This is a genomic window from Brevibacterium spongiae (assembly GCF_026168515.1).
GTDB lineage: Bacteria > Actinomycetota > Actinomycetes > Actinomycetales > Brevibacteriaceae > Brevibacterium > Brevibacterium spongiae.
Window position 1 is genome coordinate 3,350,252 of sequence record NZ_CP093443.1, and the last position, 18,214, is coordinate 3,368,465.

General features: G+C 66.0%; 14 protein-coding genes and 1 tRNA gene. 2 read left to right on the plus strand and 13 right to left on the minus strand.

Annotation, left to right across the window (positions count from 1 at the left end; translation table 11 throughout):
* Positions 1-210: 210 nt before the first annotated feature.
* Together L1F31_RS15120 and L1F31_RS15125 are read right to left on the minus strand one after the other, a co-directional pair.
* The gene (locus L1F31_RS15120) at positions 211-540 is read right to left on the minus strand and encodes a hypothetical protein (RefSeq protein WP_265418058.1); all 330 of its coding nucleotides are present in this window, start codon (positions 538-540) and stop codon (positions 211-213) included.
* A complete protein-coding gene (locus tag L1F31_RS15125; protein ID WP_265418059.1) occupies positions 533-5,536 on the minus strand; it encodes a DUF4011 domain-containing protein in 5,004 nt (1,667 codons plus the stop codon). The genes L1F31_RS15120 and L1F31_RS15125 overlap by 8 nt, the downstream gene beginning before the upstream one ends.
* Before the next feature lie 107 nt (positions 5,537-5,643).
* Here L1F31_RS15125 and L1F31_RS15130 point away from each other — a divergent pair.
* A tRNA-Arg gene (locus tag L1F31_RS15130) sits at positions 5,644-5,716 on the plus strand.
* Between the two features lie 100 nt (positions 5,717-5,816).
* On the opposite strand, the gene L1F31_RS15135 is transcribed toward L1F31_RS15130, so the two are convergent.
* From L1F31_RS15135 to pdxH, 6 genes are all read right to left on the minus strand, one after another.
* Positions 5,817-6,881, minus strand: a complete 1,065-nt coding sequence (locus L1F31_RS15135; protein WP_265418060.1) for a universal stress protein — start codon at positions 6,879-6,881, stop codon at positions 5,817-5,819.
* Positions 6,882-7,187: 306 nt separating this feature from the next.
* On the minus strand, positions 7,188-7,688 hold the full coding sequence (locus L1F31_RS15140) for an HNH endonuclease (RefSeq protein ID WP_265418061.1): 501 nt from the start codon (positions 7,686-7,688) through the stop codon (positions 7,188-7,190).
* A 443-nt stretch (positions 7,689-8,131) separates the two neighbouring features.
* Positions 8,132-8,965, minus strand: a complete 834-nt coding sequence (locus L1F31_RS15145; RefSeq protein WP_265418062.1) for a C40 family peptidase — start codon at positions 8,963-8,965, stop codon at positions 8,132-8,134.
* A 485-nt stretch (positions 8,966-9,450) separates the two neighbouring features.
* Positions 9,451-10,137 carry an iron-dependent transcriptional repressor DtxR gene (locus tag L1F31_RS15150; protein ID WP_265418063.1) on the minus strand — a complete coding sequence of 229 codons (687 nt, stop codon included), beginning with the start codon at positions 10,135-10,137 and terminating at the stop codon, positions 9,451-9,453.
* A 205-nt stretch (positions 10,138-10,342) separates the two neighbouring features.
* A complete protein-coding gene (locus L1F31_RS15155) occupies positions 10,343-11,821 on the minus strand; it encodes an aldehyde dehydrogenase family protein (RefSeq protein WP_265418064.1) in 1,479 nt (492 codons plus the stop codon).
* 166 nt (positions 11,822-11,987) lie between these two features.
* The gene (pdxH, locus tag L1F31_RS15160) at positions 11,988-12,659 is read right to left on the minus strand and encodes a pyridoxamine 5'-phosphate oxidase (protein WP_265418065.1); all 672 of its coding nucleotides are present in this window, start codon (positions 12,657-12,659) and stop codon (positions 11,988-11,990) included.
* Positions 12,660-12,769: 110 nt separating this feature from the next.
* On the opposite strand from pdxH, the gene serC reads away from it, so the two are divergent.
* Positions 12,770-13,951, plus strand: a complete 1,182-nt coding sequence (gene serC / locus L1F31_RS15165; protein WP_265418066.1) for a phosphoserine transaminase — start codon at positions 12,770-12,772, stop codon at positions 13,949-13,951.
* Between the two features lie 318 nt (positions 13,952-14,269).
* On the opposite strand, the gene L1F31_RS15170 is transcribed toward serC, so the two are convergent.
* The 5 genes from L1F31_RS15170 to L1F31_RS15190 all read right to left on the minus strand — a co-directional run bounded on the left by L1F31_RS15170 (position 14,270) and on the right by L1F31_RS15190 (position 18,182).
* A complete protein-coding gene (locus tag L1F31_RS15170) occupies positions 14,270-14,767 on the minus strand; it encodes a DUF456 domain-containing protein (RefSeq protein WP_265418067.1) in 498 nt (165 codons plus the stop codon).
* A 154-nt stretch (positions 14,768-14,921) separates the two neighbouring features.
* Complete coding sequence (locus L1F31_RS15175) at positions 14,922-16,181, minus strand: MFS transporter (RefSeq protein WP_265418068.1); 1,260 nt, start codon at positions 16,179-16,181, stop codon at positions 14,922-14,924.
* Between the two features lie 8 nt (positions 16,182-16,189).
* Positions 16,190-17,155, minus strand: coding sequence for a DUF3027 domain-containing protein (locus tag L1F31_RS15180; protein WP_265418069.1), 966 nt, complete (start codon positions 17,153-17,155; stop codon positions 16,190-16,192).
* Entirely contained in the window at positions 17,155-17,535 is a 381-nt protein-coding gene (locus L1F31_RS15185; protein WP_265418070.1) for a cold-shock protein, read from the minus strand. Before L1F31_RS15185 ends, L1F31_RS15180 begins: the two co-directional genes overlap by 1 nt.
* Positions 17,536-17,951: 416 nt before the next feature.
* On the minus strand, positions 17,952-18,182 hold the full coding sequence (locus L1F31_RS15190) for a hypothetical protein (protein WP_265418071.1): 231 nt from the start codon (positions 18,180-18,182) through the stop codon (positions 17,952-17,954).
* Positions 18,183-18,214: the final 32 nt, after the last annotated feature.

An 18,214-nucleotide genomic window follows, 5' to 3' on the forward strand; every position in this document is an offset into this window, starting at 1 on the left:
TTCACGCTCAGGCGAAGACTGCTCAGGCGAAGTCTTCGACCACCGAAGTGACTCGAAACGCCGAAACGGCTCACGTTGTTCCGGAATACACACCGAAGAACGTGAGCCGTTCAGATCAAAGTGGGCGTTTCCGGCCGGGGCGGTCAGCGGTCAGCAGTCAGGAGCCAACGGCCAGGACCAGTGTGGCGGTCAGCGGTCAGGAGCCAACAGTCAGGACCAGTGTGGCGGTTTCTGTGCACGGTAATAGTCCTTGCTGAAGCCGCCTTCACCCGTGTCGGCCTCATTGCGCAGAGTCGCCCGGTAGCGTCGTTTCGCGGCTTCAACGCGGGCCGCGCGCTCGGCTTCCGCTTCCGCGTCCACCGGTTCCGCATCGACCGCCTCGTCGTCGGCGGGTGCTTTCGCATCGCCCGCTTCGTCGGCGGCCGCTTCCGCGTCAACCGGTTCGACGTCGTCGGCAGATCGCTCCGCACCCGACCCCGACGTGCCATCCCCACCTGCCGCATCTTCGGCAGGCACAACCTCGTCGGGCTGCTCAGGCATCGTTGTTCTTCGACTCCGGTTTGGCACCAGTGCCGTCTGCCTGTGCGCCGGTGCTGTCAGCCTGTGCATCGCTGCTGTCAGCTCCGGACTCAGCAGCGTCAGCCTTCGCACCGTCGGTCTTTGCAGCGTCAGCCTTTGCACCGCCGGTCGTTTGGCCGCCGGTCGCTTCGCCCACGACCGCATCGGCGCCGTCAGACGTGGCATCGCCTGTGTCGCTCGCATCGGAGTTCTCATCCGACTCGGCCACCTGTTCGTTGCTTGCGGTCCGGACGAGTCCGGCGGACCGGAGCTCATCGGCACGGATCTTGCCGGTGTCGAAGGTCGGCAGGATGTCGTCCTCGACGGGACCGGTCGAACGCGAACTCGGAATGAACACCTCAGAACCGGTGACCTTCTTCGCCTGTGCGTGGCGTTCACGGTACCGGTCGACCGCAGCCTGCAGCTGGGAGTCTCCACGGGAGGAGTTCCCCTTCTGCGCGAGCGCGGTGCGCAGCAGGTCCTTGATTTCGCCGTCCCCGCGAACGACCGCATCGGATTGGATCCAGTCGATCATCTGGTCGAGACCCTCGGCGGAGTACTTGTGCATCGGCAGTCCCGGTACGAGCTTCGGACGGCTGCCGGTGCGCCCCACGACCACCGACGCGGCCCGGGCAGCGTTGAGCACGGCCTGTGGACTCATCGTCTCCACGGTCGCACGCCAGGCCTCGAAGATCTTCTCGGTCTCGGTCTGGGGGTCGACGAACGCATCGGTCGACCACACCCGCATGAACTTCCAGCCGCGCCGGCTCAGCTGCTCGGGCAGCACGCGGTCGCGCTGGCGCAGGCTGCGCATCGACGCATACTCGGGACCGTCGCCGGCGACGGCGATGATCATTCCGTGCTCGTCCTCTGCGGAGTTCGCCACGGCCAGATCGATGCCGTTGTAGTGTTCGTGGGCGACGACGCCGAGCTGAAGCAGGCGGTCGGCGATGTCGTTGAACAGCGGATCGTAGATCTCACCGTGCGGTCCAGGCTGGCTGACGCCGCCGGCGGCGATCTCATCAAGCAGCTGCGGCAGAATGACCGCTCCCCCGTTGAGCTTGCTGCGATCGAAATCGTCGGCCTCGATGCTCGAGACCACGGTCAGCCGTTTGCGCGCACGCGTCATCGTGGCCGCCAGGATCCGCCGACCGTCAGGACCTGAAAGCGCTCCGAAGTCGTGGATGACCCGTCCGTGCACAGTGCGCCCGTACCCGAGGGTGAAGATCACGGCGTCCCGGGACATTCCCTGAACCCGTTCGGCATCGGTGACGACGAAGGGCTCCTTCGACGAGTCGCTGAAGAACGCCGCCACATACGGCAGGTCCTTCATCGCCCGTGAGATCGCCGTGGCCACCCGCTGCGCGTGATGCTGGGTGAGCGCGATGACGGCCAGCGATTCGCGGGAGCGGTTCCGCGCGTGTTTGAGCACGAGTTCGACAACCCGTTTGACCTCGGCATCGGGGCTTTCGACCCGACCGGTGCCGATGTCCGTGGGACCGCGTCCGTCCGCCACATAGGAGAATTCGAGGCCGCTGCCCTCCCCCGTGTGCGCGGTCGGCAGCGTCGAGATAGTCGAATCGTAGAAATGCCGATTCGCCAGGTCGATGAGCCCGACCGGGGACAGCCGGTAGGAGTTCGACAGCCGCATCCGCGGCAGAAACTCGCCGAGGCGGTCCTGCACTGACCGCGGATGATTCCCGTCATCCATCCCGAAGCGATCGACCGCGATCGAGAACGGGCGCGGGCCGAGCAGTCGGGAGTCACCGAGAGAGATGACCTGGCGGGCGCGAGTGATGCCGGGGACGACGTCGGCGACTGAGAGTCGTCCGGCGTCGGCGATGACCACGGCGTCGAAGAGCGGCAGCGCGGAGAACAGTTCGGGCACCGTATACGGACTACCCATCCATACCGGGGCCAGGGTCGTGAGCAGTTCGGGAGCCTGGGTGGATATCCGGTTCACCGAGGTGTGCTTCGACAGCAGCTCCTGCTTGATGACTCCTGCGGCGATCGGGTCGGATTCGATGCTGCGCTTCCACGCCTGGGCGTGATTGAAGCGCAGACGGGAGGCACCGGCGGCGACGAAGGCGCGGTCGTTCTCCCGGAAGCTTTCGGCGACCTGGTGGAGGGCCGCTCCGTCGTGGCGGCCGATCGCCGGATCTTCGCCGGCCATGGTCTGCAGCACCGATGCCCAGTAGGCGAGGTCGAATTCTGCACCGACGAGGGCGTCGTCGACCTTGCGACGACGCAGATCGGACATGAGATCGCCGAGTCCCTCACCGTCGAGTTCACGCTGCAGGCGGGAACGTTCAGGCAGGTCGGCGAGGTTCTCCGAGTCTCGGCCCATCGCCTCGGTGCGGGCCTGGAGCTCCTCGATGAGCATCGATCCGAGGTCGCCGCCGTCGGGGGTGGTCTCGAGGATCGGCGAGAGCTTGGCCATATCGGCCTCGACGCTCTGCAGGATCTCATCGGCTTCGAGAACGCCGCGCGGGATCTGCGGTCGTCCGTCGTGGCCGGCGAGGTCGGTGAGGATCACGCGTTGGGCGCGGACATCGATGAGGGCCGAATGGAGGTCGGCCACCTCGGCGCCGGGACGGAGGAATTCGGCAGCGGACTTCTTCAGTCGCCGGCGCTGCATCATGCCCATCTCCACGCCGACCTCGGTGCGGTATTCGGGTGTGCCGGTGGCGGCGATGAGGTCGTCGAGGCGGTGGTCGTAGATGTCGGGTGCGAAGCTGTCGAGCGTCTTGCGCACGCGCAGGAGCACCCGGATGGCCCGAGCCCAGTCATCGACATTGCGGCGCGGGTTGAGCTTCGCCTTCTGCAGGACGGGTTCGGTCGCCTCCACGAGGTCAGGGATCGTCCGGCCGATGCGTTCGGCGACGGTGCGTGCGGCTTCCGCCTCGTCGACGGATTTGAGGTCGGCACCGAACCAGACGGTGTCTTCGACGTCGAGGGTGAATGCGCCGAGGGAGGCGAGTTCGCCGAGTTTGGCACGCAGCACGCTGCGGCGGTCGTCGCTGGCGCCGAGGATGTCCTCGTCGAAGCGCACCGGAGTCTGCGGGGAGTCATCGCCCGAGGTCAGCTCCGCGAGATGCTGCATCGTTTCGTAGACGGAGACGTCCCAGGGGGCACGGCGGCGGTGGAGGGAGGAGACATGCTCGGCCAGCGTCGCCCGCTGTTCGTTGAGGTCGCCCAGCAGCTTTGACAGGTCCGGGCGTTCGGACTTCTCGGCCGAGGCGATGAGACCGATGAGCTGCTTGCGGATGTTCTCCTGGCCTTCGCGGGTGTCGACGGCGAAGTCGGACAGACCCACCTCGCCGAGGCGGGAGGAGAAATCGTCGAGAGCATCGGAGGTCTGAGCGAGGAACAGCACGCTCTTGCCGGTGTGAGCCAGCGTCGTGGCGACCGCGACTGCGACCTGAGTGGCGCCGGTTCCGGGTGGGGTGTCGACGACGACCGAGTGGCCCGAGACTGCTGCGTCGACAACGGCCTGCTGGTCACCGTCGACGTCGATGACGAGAAACTCTTCCTGCGGTTTCCGATCAGGAAGCGGGGTGATGGGTTCCTGGAGTGCGGCGGGGACGACGTCCTCACCGTCGGCGTCAGCAGCGGACGCGGCATCAGTCTCAACGTCTCGGGCAGCGTCGTCTGCGGTCTTGTCTGCGGTGTCGAACGTGGGTGCTGTGTCGGCCTTGTCCGCAGTGTCGGCCTTGTCCGTAACAGCGGCGTTAGGCGCTGCGGTGGTCTCGGCCGAGGTCTCACGTTTGTCGGTCTTCGCCTCGGTCGTGGTTGGGGACTTCTCACGTTCGGCCGACGTGCCGTCTGCTGAATCGGCGGTGCCGTCCGACTTCGCAGGATCGAGCGGTTCGTCGGTGATCGGCACGGTCGGCTGACCGTAGTCCTCGTCATCGTCGGCATCCGTGGTCGCGGTCGACGTCGTCGCGTCGGCAGACTCGCCGCCAGCGGTCGCCGACTCAGCTGCGGGCCCCGGGGTCGCCTCGGCGCTATCACCCTTGGTCCCGTCCGCGGACGTCGCGTCCTTGCCTTCGGCCTCGGCGGCAGTGCTGGTCTCGGCTGCACCCTCGGCCGCGTCAGTCGGCTCTGATGCACCCTTGTCATCGGCCCCAGCGACGACTCCGGCGACCCGCTTCTCCTCGGCCCGCTTCTGCTCGACCTCGGTCTTCTCGGCTGCGGCGATCCTCTCGTCGGGAACCACTCCCGGCTGCGGCACGTAGGAGGGGCCGCCGAGTGAAGCGCGCACGTCTTCGTCGCCGGCCAGTGCCCGCAGCACGGGGTGCTGCGTCGGCAGATAGTCGGTCGAGAAGGGATTCGCGATATTCGCGAACGTCGAGATGATCAGACGGTGGTTGATCCGCAGACCGGGCACACTCTGCCCAAGGTCACGCAGGCGATCAAGAGCTGGGCCCGGATCGAAGCCGTGCGGACCGCCGGTCGCGTCGACCCACTCCTCGACGGGCACGTCGAGGTCGTATTCCGCGCGGAGGTGCTGGACGAGTGCCGGGTTGATCGTGATCTCGTTGTCGAGCACGATCTCGTAGTCTTCGACTCGGGAACCGCGGGGAACGAGCGTGATGTGGCGCATGACCACAGGCGCGTTGAACTTGAACTTCGCGTCCTTCTCCGTCCAGGAGGCGAAGCCGATGGCCAGGTGAGCGGTGCGGATGCCGCGTTCGTTGTCGAGTTGTTCGGCCTTCGAACGGATGGACTTCGCGCGGCGGCGCGCATCGGCGAGGATGTCGTGGTCGCGGATCAGACTCGACAGGCGTGTGGCACGTCCGGCCAGCAGCTGCGCCAGTCCCGACGGGTGAGCTCCGGAGAGGTCGATGCTGCCATCACGGGAGTCCCGGAAATGGAGCATGGTGTCGCGACCGCCGAGATGGGCGGCCTGTTTCTTCCACTCGGCAAAGACTTCTCCGAGTTCTGGGAACTGTTCGTCTGCAACGGAATCCGACACAATTCGACCCTAACGAGAAACTGCCCATAATAGGTGCTGGCACACCGTGGAACACCGAGGTTTCTTCTACGCTACACTGGGTGATCGTGGTTGGACGCGACCACACAGCCCCCGTAGCTCAGGGGATAGAGCACCGCTCTCCTAAAGCGGGTGTCGGCAGTTCGAATCTGCCCGGGGGCGCACACAGACTTCATATCCAGCCATCACCAGCACCGAGGCGGCCGATCATTGCGATCGGCCGCCTCGATGTTTATCCGCTGGGTCGTGCTTATCTGCTCGGTCAGAGGCCCGGTTCGGCTGGGGCCTCTCCGTGCTTGCGGCGCCCGTGGTCGCGGGCGACGCGAACGACCATCGTCGGGCACTGCGCATACGGCAGGACAGATTGAGAGGTCGAGCCGAGGAGGAGTCCGGCGAATCCGCCGCGACCGCGCGAACCGATGACGAGCACCTCGGCGGTGTCCGAGGCTCGGACGAGCACTTCGGCGGGCTGACCGTCGAAGAGCGTCCACGTGACATCGAGGTCGGGGAACTCCTCGGCCAGGCGCTGTTTGGCGACGACGAGCTTGTCGGCCCCTTCGCTGACGAGCCTTTCGAGGTCGGCGGTGCTCGGCAGCCATTCGGGGCCGATGACGGTCGTGGTGATCACGGCGACGATGTGCAGCGGGGAACCCCGGCGCACAGCGAGTCGGGCGGCCTTCCACAGTGCCGGGGATTCGGCTCCGAGGGAATCGACGCCGACGACGACCTTGCCGTCGAAGCGCAGCCCGTCGATCGCCTCGGCGTTGGGGTCGTGCTCTTCGACTTCGCGTCTGTCCTGGCGGATCGGCCGGGAGGAGGTCGGGTGCGCAGTGCGGTCGGCCTGACCGTCCCAACAGGCGGGGACGACGACGGTCGGGCAAGCCGAGTGGGCCGGAAGCGCGCTGGAGACCGTGCCGAGCAGACGCCCGGCGAATCCGCCCCGACCGCGCGAACCCACAACTGTGAGGACGCCGGACTTCGACTCGTCGATGAGCACGCCCGCGGCATCACCGATCTCGATGACTGCTTCGACGGGAACACCGGCGGCCTTGACCTCGGCAGCGGCTTCCTTGAGCGTATTCGTCACGGCGGCACGGATCGAGCTGTCGTCGATGGGCACATACGAGACGTCGATCGCGGCCGCGGCCACGCTCGGGATCGTGTAGGCCCCGACGAGGCGGATCGGCCGATTCAACGAACGAGCTTCCTTTATCGCCCACGCCAGAGCGTTGCGGCTCGGTGGCGAACCGTCGATTCCGACAATGACGGCCTCGGGCTCTCCGGCCGGGCCCGTGTCGAGATTCTGTGTGCGGTCCTGCTCACTCATCGCAAGCTCCTTGGGTCGAAGCGAACTTCTCTTTCGTCCACCCTAAGGCACTTTGCAGGCGACGACTTCACCTATGTCACATCGTTATCCGAATTCCATCACCATGCGGACAACACCGTCCCCTATCTGGGACGATGCCGGGGAACGGGGCCCGGATCCTCTCCTGCCGGCGGCCGGAACGATGTACAGATCGCGGCCCGCCTGTGACCGGAACGATGCCCGAATCGCCACCGAGGATGCCGGGCCGCCCGCCGCGCAAGCACGGCTGCGGAGGACCGCCTCGGCGAGGGGATCAGGTTTCGTCGTTCAGGCAGCAGACGACAGCTCGAGGAACGGCCGCCACTTCTCGACCGGTTTGTCGATCCCGCGCATCCACAGCTGTCCGAGACGCGGCTCCTGCGGTCGGAAGCTCAGCTTCCATCCGATCTCGTTCAAGGTGCGATTGCCTTTGCGGTTGTTGCATTCGCGGCAGCACGCGACGAGGTTCTCCCAGGTGTTGCCGCCGCCGCGCGATCGCGGAACCACGTGGTCGACCGTATAGGCCGGCTTCGCGCAGTACGCGCAGCGGTGACCGTCGCGACGCAGGACTCCACGCCGGGACAGTGAGACGCGACGATCGCTCGGAGGTCTGACGTAGCGGGTGAGCAGGATGACGGAGGGCTGATCGAGACTCATGTGCTCGGATCTCACCGGAATGTCCTCTGCGGCCAGCACTGTCGCCTTGCCTGTCAGCACGAGCACCACGGCGCGTGTGAACGGCACGATCGACAGTGGTTCATAACCGGCATTCAGCACGAGAGTCTTCATATCTCGCCCCTCATCTTCTTCTCTAGGGGGCCGAAACCGGCTGCCTCGGCCCCAGGGAACACAAAAGGCGCCGTGCTCATGGGCACGACGCCTGGAAAGAGGACACGGAGACACGTATGTACTCCGCACCAGAGACTGGAGCGGCTATTCGAACTATTCGACTATGCCCCATCTTCTTTCCTCTTAGTCAGCGGTCTCCTCCTGAAGGGAGGCGAACCGTACAGGGAATTCGATCTTCTCCAGAGTAACGCCACGTGGGCCTGTGACCCAATTCATACGCTTTGAGTCACGAAAACTTCGGATTCCGTTCACCGAACCGGGCGGAGGGGGCGCGTTCGCGGGCGCGGTGGGCTGCCTCGGCGCGGGGATGTTTCCGGGCAAACGAAAGCTCCCCGCCCAACTCGAGGACCGTCGAGTCGTGCGGGGAGCTATCGGTGTGAAGATCAGAGAACGCGGATGAAGGTGACGTTGCCCATCCAGCTGTAGCTGCGCTTCGAGGTTCCCGACCCCGGTGAACCGGCATCGTACATCTGTCCGCCACCAGCATAGATGCCGATGTGGCCCGGTCGCCAGATGAGGTCACCGGGCTTGGCTTCGGATTGGGAGACGACCTGGCCTGCACCCTTCTGAGCACCGGAGGTGCGGGGCAGGTCCACGCCGACGTGGCTGTAGACCCAGGAGGTGAATCCGGAGCAGTCCCAGCCGCTCTGGCTGGTGCCGCCCATGACGTAGGGGGTTCCGACGCCCTTGGCTGCCCAGCCGAGGACCTGTTCGGCCTTCGAGCCGTCGATGGATCCGGCGTCCGAGCCGGAGTCCTTGGAATCGCTCTTGTCCGAGTCGGAGGAGCCGCTGTTGGCATCCTCGCTGTCGCTGGAGCCACCGGTGGAAGCGGCGGTTGCGGACTCAGTCGGTTCCGGTTCCGGCTTCGGTTCGGGCTTCGGAGCAGCCTCAGCGGTGATGGCTTCGCTCTCGACACCGAACGAGTCGGTCTTCTTCTCGGACTTCTTGTCCTTCGACTCGTCACCGATGGTGACGGTCTGGTTCTTGAACTCAACCTGCTGGGTGGTCTCGGCCTCGGCGGAGACAGCTGCCTGGTCGTCGGCACCCTGGCCGGCGGCTGGCATCACGGCTGCGGTGAGCAGGCCACCGCTGGCAGCAACGACGGCTGCGCGACGCCCGAAGACACCGGAGTTGGCGTTCAGAAGTTCAGTGAGTTCGGTCAGTGGAGTCTTGACCTTGGCATCTGCGGCGCGGCGGCCATGCTGCTTAGTTGCCACGTTTTCCCTCTCGTACCTATTGGCTTTCCGGGCCAATCGCCACTCTCGGTCCTTGATATCTCACAGCCAGCGCGGCGTTCGGTTCTCGCTGTGAAGTCGCCATTTCGTGAACGACCTCCACAACTGTAACCAATCGGTGACCGATTGTCACGTTTCTGTCACAACCGGAGGAGGGAAACCGTGATGTTTTCCATAAACGCCCAGGTCAGAGGGCTAAAAAGTCTTCAAAATTTCGTAACATTCTTCCGTTATACGACGCAGAACAGGGGGTGGAGAACCACCCCCTGTGTCACGGAACACGGTCATTTGTAACGAATCGAGACTCTGGTGCGGGTTGCATCGTTACCGCGAGGTTGTCTCGGCGTGATGGTCGGAGACCTTCGTCGGTGTCGCCGGAGACCTTCGTCATCGACGCGCGAGCACGCTCAGGCCGCGTCAACCATGCGTCCGCGCGCTCAGCCCCGGCCGACTGTGCGTCTGCGCGCTCAGCTGCTGTAGGCGAAGACGTGCGAGGCCGTCTCCAGCGGCAGGTCGAGCACGTCCTGCGCTCCGGGCACCTGCACGGTGATGTATTCGCCGTTGCGTGAGATCTCGACTTCGCTGTCCGGAAGGACGCCTGCGACCTGGAACTGCTGGAGCAGGTGGATGTCGACCTGCAGCGGTTCGGCCAGCCAGGCGATCGTCAGCTTCTTCGCACCATCCCGACCGACTGCTGTGGCCAGGTCGATGACCTCGGTGTTCTTCGCAGCTTCGCCGCCGATGACGTCGAGTCCGGGGATCGGGTTGCCGTACGGGCCGGAGGAGGTCTCGGGCAGCAGCTTCACGAGCTTGCGCTCGACCTGCTCGCTCATCACGTGCTCCCAGCGGCAGGCCTCGTCGTGGACGAGTTCCCATTCGAGACCGACGACGTCGGAGAGGAGTCGCTCGGCCAGACGGTGCTTGCGCATGACGTCGGTGGCGATCCGGCGGCCCTCGGGGGTGAGTTCGAGGTGGCGGTCTGTGCCCACATGGAGCAGCCCGTCACGTTCCATGCGGGCCACGGTCTGCGACACGGTGGGGCCGGAGTGGTCCAGTCGTTCGGCGATCCGAGCGCGCAATGGCACGATCGACTGTTCCTCAAGCTCGATGATCGACTTGAGGTACATCTCGGTTGTATCAATGAGGTCGTTCACTTCTGACCAGCCACTCCACTCTTCGTCTTCAGGTCATTGCGACCATTTCAGGCGTTGTCACCACTTCGGGTCATCACGACCCTGCGCAGGCCCGCGCACAGGCGAACCCGTTCGCGGCCTTTGCGATCTGCCCCAATCCTATCGTGCGTTCAGCGTTTCCCGTGAGTCGAGAATCCGCGCCTGACATGGTCGTGCCGACGACGTATCACCCGGCATTCGTGTAGGTCGTCTTGTGCACGGTGTAGAACTCCCGCGCTGCGCGAGCCTGTTCTCGGGGTCCGTAACTCGAACCTTTCCTCCCACCGAAGGACACGTGGTAGTCGACACCCGCGGTCGGGGCGTTGACCATGACCATCCCGGCTTCGGCGTAACGCTTGAAGTGGGTCGAATATTTCAGGGAGGTCGTGAAGATGCCCGCGGACAGGCCGAACTCGGTGTCGTTGGCCACGGCCAGGGCTTCGTCGTAGTCGGCGACCTTGATCACCGAGGCGACCGGACCGAATACCTCATCGACGTTGATCGTGTCGTCGGGTTTCGTCCCGGTGACCAGCGCAGGGGCGAGGAAGTGGCCGCCGGTGTCCGATTCGACGAGCTCACCGCCGGTGACTTCTCCCCCTTCGGCGCGGGCCTTGTCGATGTAGGCGAGATCCTGGTCGAGCTGCGTCTGGGACACCACTGGGCCGATGGCCACTCCCTCAGCCCGTGCGTCACCGACGGTCAACGCTGCCATCTTGTTCTTGAGCAGAGCGACGAATTCGTCGTGGACGTCGGAGGTGACGATGAGACGTGATGATGCCGTGCACCGCTGTCCGGTGGAGAAGAAGGCGCCGTTGATCGCGGCGTCGGCAGCCGCGTCGAGGTCGGCGTCGCCGAGCACGACGAGCGGGTTCTTCCCGCCCATCTCGCACTGCACCCGGATCTGGTGGGCTGCGGCGGAGGCGATGACCGAGCGGCCGACGGCGACGGATCCGGTGAAGGTCACGGCATCGACCTTCGCCGAGGTGGTCAGTACGTCCCCGACCACGGACCCCGGCCCCATGACGAGGTTGAGCACCCCGTCGGGCAGTCCCGCCTCGGTGAGGATGTCGACCAGTGCATAGGCGCTGGCGGGGACGAGTTCGGCCGGTTTGAACACGACAGTGTTGCCGAAGGCCAGCGCCGGGGCGATCTTCCAGGCGGGGATCGCGATCGGGAAGTTCCACGGGGTGATGATGCCGACGACGCCGATGGGCTCATGGGTCATTTCGGCGATGAGACCGGGGCGGACGGAGTCGACGGTCTCACCGGTGTTGCGGATGGTCTCACCGGCGAAGAACTTGAAGATCTGGGATGCCCGGAGCACTTCGCCCTTGGCTTCGGCGAGCTGCTTGCCCTCTTCGCGGGCGAGGAGGTCGCCGAGTTCGTCGGCACGTTCGGCGATGAGGCTGCCGGCCTTGTCGAGGATCGCGAAGCGCTGCTGGGTGCCGAAGTCCGCCCAGTCGGGTGCGACGGCCCGGGCTGCGTCGATCGCTCGGGCGACGGTGGCGGAGTCGGCGCGTGCGTAGCGGCCGATGATGTCGGACGGGTCAGAGGGATTGGTGTTCGTCGACCGGTCGTCGCTGGGCACCCGCTGCCCGCCGATGAGGTTGTCGAACACGACATCGGGTCCGTGCTGGGTGGTGGGCTCGGTGGTCGCCTGCGTCATGGCTGTTCCTTTGCATTGTGTGCGCCCGGTTCCGCGGCGCATATGTACTGACCATTGTGCTGTGTGATCGGGTGCCGGTGCTGATTCGTTCTGCAACACCGACCCGTTGCGCACTGCGGGGCGGATGTGCACTGCGAGCGCCCGGCGCTCAGGGGTGGTGGCGGGCTCAGGGGTAGAGGCGCACGACCTCCCACGCAGAAGCATCGTCGAGGTCGGCCGCCTCGTGGCTGCCGTCGGCCCGGCGGAAGACCCACCGGTCGTGGAACCGGTTCTGCTGTCCCTGCCAGAACTCGATTTCGAAGACGCGCACTCGGAAGCCTCCCCAATGGTCAGGGCGCGGCACCTCGCGGCCGTCGAACTCGGTCACTGCGGCATCGTATTCGGCCTGCATCTGCTCACGGTCGGTCACCGGCTGGGACTGCTTGGACACGTTGGCCCCGATCTGCGAACCACGGGGGCGCACGGCGAAGTACGCGTCCGAGTCCGCCGGGTCGGCCACCTCGGCGAGGCCGCGGATGCGGACCTGTCGTTCCATGTCATGCCAGGGGAAGTTCACGGCGATGCGGGGGTCGTCGTTCAGCTGCTGACCCTTCGCGGAGTCATAGTCGGTGAAGAAGAGGAACCCGCGTTCGTCGAGACCCTTGAGCAGGACGATGCGCGAGCTCGGGCCCCATTCGTCGAGGGTGGATACGGTCATCGCATTGGGTTCGCGGACGTGGTCGGCCGCTTCGTCGTACCACTGTCGGAACAGTGCCAGCGGCGCGGCGTCCGGGTGTTCGAAGACGGCGGAGTCATAGGACTTCCGGGTCTGCGGCAGGCGATCGACGGGTTCAGTCATAGTTTCACTCTACGACGCGACACGGACACGAGTCATCGTCGCTCGGCGCGCCCGCGTCACATGACGGACCGGCGGCGGGCGCGGGCGAGGCCCGCCGTAGAATGTCGAGCGTGACTGCGACGAATATAACGATCCCAGAGAACCTCCTGCCCGCCGACGGACGCTTCGGATCGGGCCCGGCCCGCATCCGTCCCGCCCAGATCGAGGCCCTGAACTCGGCCGCGACCTCGGTGCTCGGCACGAGCCACCGCCAGGCGCCGGTGAAGAACCTCGTCGGCCGGATCCGCTCCGGGCTGGCCGACCTGTTCAGCCTGCCCGAGGGCTACGAAGTGGTGCTCGGCAACGGCGGATCGACCGTGTTCTGGGACGTCGCCGCGTTCGGCCTCGTCCGCAACCGTGCCGCTCATGCGACCTTCGGCGAGTTCGGGCAGAAGTTCGCGAAGGCCACCGACACCGCCCCGCATCTTGCATCGTCGCTCATCCTCAATGCCGAACCCGGCACCTCGGCGATCCCGACGCCCGAGGCCCTGGCTGCCGCCGGCCTCGTCTCCTCCCCCGCCGAGTCGGCCACCGGCGAATCCGCCGCCGACGTCTTCGCGTGGCCCCACAATGAGACCTCGACCGGTGTGGCCACATCGGTGGCCCGTCCGGCCGGCATCGCCGAGGATGCCCTCGTCGTCATCGACGCGACCTCCGGGGCCGGCGGCCTCGACGTCGACATCGCCGAGACCGACGTCTACTACTTCGCACCCCAGAAGAACATGGGCTCCGACGGCGGCCTGTGGGTGGCTCTCATGTCGCCGCGCGCGATTGCTCGGGCGCAGGAGATCAAGGACTCCGGACGGTGGATCCCGACCTCGCTCGACCTCGTCACCGCGATCGAGAACTCGGCCAAGGACCAGACCTACAACACCCCGGCCGTGGCGACCCTGCTGCTGCTCGCCGAACAGATCGAATGGATCAATGGAAACGGCGGCCTGCCCTGGGCGACCGAGCGGACCGCTGAGTCCTCCGGCCTCGTCTACGACTGGGCGAATTCCGCCGAGGCGGCCCACCCCTACGTCACCGACCCGGCCGATCGCTCGTCGGTCGTTGCGACCGTCGATTTCGATGAGTCCATCGACGCGGCGGCAGTCGCGAAGGTGCTGCGGGCCAACGGCGTCGTCGATGTCGAGCCGTACCGCAAGCTCGGCCGCAACCAGCTGCGCATCGCGACGTTCGTCTCCGTCGACCCGGCCGATGTCCGCGCGCTGCTGGCGTGCATCGACTACGTCATCGACGCCCTGAAGTAACCGCGCGGGGCCGGACCCTAACCGCGCGCTCCTCGCAATGCCTACAGTTCCTATCAATTCCTACAGTCAGCGCCATAACCTCCCGGTGCACCGGGAGGTTATGGCGCTCACTGTATGTGGAGCACAAAGTTCTGGGGTTCTGCGCACTCTTCGCGCCCTCGGCTCGCGTAGAGCATCCTCGGCGACTCCCCTACTAGCTACGGCGAGCATCCGTCACCCTTAGCCGCACACAACCCCGTTGCACCGGGAGGTTATGGAGCTAAAGGTGAGGGATGCGTCAGTACATGTAGGGGATGCCGCTGTCGGTGCGAACAGCTGTCAGCCGACGAAGTGGATGAGCAGGCCGATGCCGTAGGTGATCGCGGCCAGCAGTGCGAGGCCGAATTCGATTCCTGCGCCCAGCCCGATCGCCTTGATCGACTCCCAGCTCGACGTCCACGCGGTCTTCAGGTCCTTGAGCCGGGCGTATTCGGCGAGGAGAAGTCCACCGACGAAGCCGATGGGCAGCCCGAGCACGGGAATGACGAAGAACCCGACGATGGCGAGCACCCCGGCCAGCAGCACCGACGTGTTCGGCACCTGCAGGGTCTTGAGCTTCCGCCCCGTGAGCACGAGCGATGCACTCATCCCGCCCACGACGAAGACGGCGACGATGCCGAAGATGATCCAGGCGGTGGGCCCGCCGATGATGATCGCCCAGACGAGGACAGCGATGCCGATGAGAATCGAACCGGGCAGCACGGGCACGATGATGCCGAGGCAGCCGACGAGAATCGCCAAGCCCACGAGCACCGAGGTGATGATGTCAACGTTCACGAACAGTCCGTTTCCTGCGCCGAGGCGGTCCTGCGAAACGCGCCGAGGGGTTCCCCCGGAACGCGCCGAGGCTGTCGTGAGAATTCTATTCGACGAAACTCAATGCCCGCCGAGTCCAGCACACCCGACTGCCGAGTCCAGCGGCCCCGACCGATCACGGTCGGCCGTGGTAGCTCACATGCAGACGGATCCGCGACTTCGGGTCGCGGTGGACCCGCAGGTCCTTGGCCATGATCATCCACAGCAGGCCCACGGCGAAGGCGATGATCCCCGAGGCGGCTCCCACCGTCAGAGCCATCCGCGGTCCGAATACGTCGGCGACCCATCCGGCCAAGGGCGCACCGATCGGGGTGCCGCCCATGACGACGGCGGCGTAGATCGCCATCACCCGGCCTCGGTAGTTCGCGGCCGTGGTTGTCTGCACGTAGGCGTTCGCCGAGGTCATCATCGTCAGCGAAGCGAAGCCGACGAAGACGAGGGAGGCCGCGAAGAGGTAGTAGTTCGGCATGAGTGAGGCCACTCCGACAGCCACACCGAAACCGCCGGCGGCGCCGAAGATGAATCGCAGTCGGGGCTTCTCCCGCCGCGCCGAGGCGAGCGCCCCAGTGACCGAGCCGATGGCCATGACGGAGTTGAGCAGACCGAAACCGCTGGCGTCCTTGCCGAATTCGATCTTCGCCATCGTCGCTGTGTAGATGTTGAAGTTGAATCCGAAGGTCGCGACGATGAACAGCACCACGAGCACGATCGTGATGTCCGGGCGCCGGCGCAGGTACTTCAGTCCCCCGAGCACTCCGCCCTTGCCCCGCCGACCGGAGGGGTGCAGCCGGGACTTGTCGAGGCGGAGGAGCACCGTGAGTGTTGCCGCGAAACCGAGGCCGCTGATGAGGAACACGGGCCCCGCGCCGATGAGCGCGGTGAGCACTCCGGCGACGGCCGGGCCGATCATGCGGGCACCGTTGAACGACGCCGAGTTCAGGCTCACCGCGTTCGGCAGCAGCTTCTCCCCGACGAGTTCGGAGACGAAGGCCTGCCGGGCCGGGTTGTCCAGGGTCGTGAGCATGCCCAGGGTGAACGCGAGCACGTACACATGCCACAGCACGATGACGTCGGTGATGACGAGGGCGAAGAGGATGAGTCCGATGGTGCCCAGCAGCGCCTGGGTGACCATGAGCAGACGCCGTTTGTCGAACTTGTCGACGAGGTTGCCCGCGAACGGGAACATGATCAGCTGCGGCCCCAATTGCAGAGCCATCGTCAGTCCCAGTGCGGATGCATTGTTGTCCGTGAGCATGGTCAGGACGATCCAGTCCTGCGCCGTGCGCTGCATCCACGTTCCGGTGTTGGAGATCAGGGCACCGGCGAACCAGTGCCGGTAGTTCGGCTCCGCCAGCGACCGGAACGTCTGGGACATCGAGTGGTTCAGCCCTCCTGGAACTCGAGAGCGTCGGAGAAGTCGTCGACGACGGCTTCGGCCGGTTCGTGACCGGGGCGTCTCACATCGGTCTCCGAGTGGGCACCGCAGCCGGATTCGAGCCCGACCACACGACCGTCGAAGGGCGACCACGCGTTGGCGCAGACGCCGAAGGACTTGCGCAGCGAACCGGCGATCGGCATGAGGTAGCCGCAGCTGCCGCAGTTCGCCGAGGCTCGGGAGGCGAATTCGCCTTCGGGTCCGGCCTCCGAATCGGCCCAGCGGCTGGCCGCTGCGGAGAGTCCGTCGGAGGAGAGGACCCGCTCCCGTCCGAGACCGAATTCGAAGTTCGCGATCTGGTCGATGTTGTCGGCCGAGTTGTCCTCGGTCTGTTCGAAGCCCGGCTGCAGGTTCGGGTCTTGGTCAAGCTTGGGCAGCGTGTCCCGCGGCGTCAGATCTCCCGGCTCGAGGCGCTCTTCCCACGGCACCCATTCGGGAGCGGTGAGAGCGTCGGGTCCGGGCAGCAGCGCGGTTTCGCAGACGGTGACCTTCTTCGCGCGCGGGGCGCGGGCGAGCACCGCCACCCAGCGCCATCCGCGGTAGGACGGGTCCGTACACACGAAGTAGTGCGTGACCAGGCGGGTGCCTTCGGCCACGGTTCCCAGGTGCTCGCCGACAACGGCGGTGCCGGCCACCTCGGTGATGGCGGAGCGGGCGATGTCGATCGCCGCGGCCAGCTGGGTGTCGAGGACGATCTTCTCCGCGCCCGACCGCGAACGGCCGGTCTTCGATGCCTTCGCCGAGGCGGCCGTGCCGGAATCCACGCTGACCGCGCTTCCAGCAGCGGTCGCTTCCCCCGCCGCGGCGGCGGGGGCAGACTCGCCCGGGGCCGCGGCGGCGGTGGTCTGTTCGGCGTCGTTCTCAGCGGGCGCGGCGGTCTGCCGGGCCAGCCAATCACTGAACAGTGATGACATCAGGACTCCAAATCGTCGGCAATCGCCCGCAGCAGGCTGGCCACCTTGTTCCCGTGCGTCGGGTCCGGGTAGCGGCCGTGCTGCAGTCCGTTGTTGAGGTCATCCAATACTTTGATGACATCTTCAACCATAACCGCCATGTCCACGGCGGGACGTCGGCGGGCCTTGGCGACCTTGCCCGGAGTGCTGATCGGGCGGGCCTTGAGCACCTGTGCTCCGCGGCGGGATTCGACGACGTCGTATTCGAGTCGGGTGCCCTTCGTGACCTCGAGTCCCTCGGGAAGCACGGAGGAGTGGAGGAAGGCCTGGGAGCCGTCCTCGGCGATGACGAAGCCGAATCCCTTGTCGGCGTCGAACCATTTCACGCGTCCGGTAGGCATGATGTCCTTTCTTTCTGTCTGCTTGCACCCGCCGTGGCGGGCTTGTCGTGCGGTGCCCGCCGGAGCGGGCCAGTAGTGGCGTGCCCGCAGGAGCGGGCCAGTAGTGGCGTGCCCGCAGGAGCGGGCCAGTCGTGTGGTGCCCGCGTCTGCGGGCTGAGTGCGGTTGCTCGCAGCTGCGAGCGATTCTGGACACCCCGCTGGAGCGGGTGCCGGTGTGGTGTCTCGCCCGTGTCGGACCGGGAAGGTGCGAGCCTGTGGCGGCGAGCGCCCCGGTGGCGGGCGAGGAAGTGCACGGATGCGGTGAGGGGGGCGGCCACCTCGGCGAGGTGGGGCGCTACACCGCCTGGATCACACTGTGCGAGCGTGGCTCATGACAGACCCCGAACCGTCCGGGGTGAGCAGCATGAGTGAAGGTTTCAGCGGTGGCCCACCCCGGTCTGTCTGCGTCGATACGCCGTCCGGATCATGGCCACGCAGGCCAGGGCGATGGCGATGGGCACGAGGATCATGGGCAGGTACGTGAGGAACGAACTCGGGGTCTGCCCCATCCACGCCTGGCCGAGGACACCGATGAGGCCGAGCGCCCCGATGGCTGCGGCGACAACCGCGGCGACGACTATGGTCGTGTCGACTCGAGTGGCTGACAATGCGCGTCCTTCCTGACGGTTCGTGGGGCAAT

Excerpts from the sequence above, each read along its gene's own strand:
- L1F31_RS15120 (WP_265418058.1), bottom strand. The coding sequence starts at position 540 with ATGCCTGAGCAGCCCGACGAGGTTGTGCCTGCCGAAGATGCGGCAGGT.
- L1F31_RS15135 (WP_265418060.1), bottom strand. The coding sequence starts at position 6,881 with ATGAGTGAGCAGGACCGCACACAGAATCTCGACACGGGCCCGGCCGGA.
- L1F31_RS15140 (WP_265418061.1), bottom strand. The coding sequence starts at position 7,688 with ATGAAGACTCTCGTGCTGAATGCCGGTTATGAACCACTGTCGATCGTG.
- L1F31_RS15155 (WP_265418064.1), bottom strand. The coding sequence starts at position 11,821 with ATGACGCAGGCGACCACCGAGCCCACCACCCAGCACGGACCCGATGTC.
- pdxH (WP_265418065.1), bottom strand. The coding sequence starts at position 12,659 with ATGACTGAACCCGTCGATCGCCTGCCGCAGACCCGGAAGTCCTATGAC.
- L1F31_RS15175 (WP_265418068.1), bottom strand. The coding sequence starts at position 16,181 with ATGTCCCAGACGTTCCGGTCGCTGGCGGAGCCGAACTACCGGCACTGG.
- L1F31_RS15180 (WP_265418069.1), bottom strand. The coding sequence starts at position 17,155 with ATGTCATCACTGTTCAGTGATTGGCTGGCCCGGCAGACCGCCGCGCCC.
- L1F31_RS15185 (WP_265418070.1), bottom strand. The coding sequence starts at position 17,535 with ATGCCTACCGGACGCGTGAAATGGTTCGACGCCGACAAGGGATTCGGC.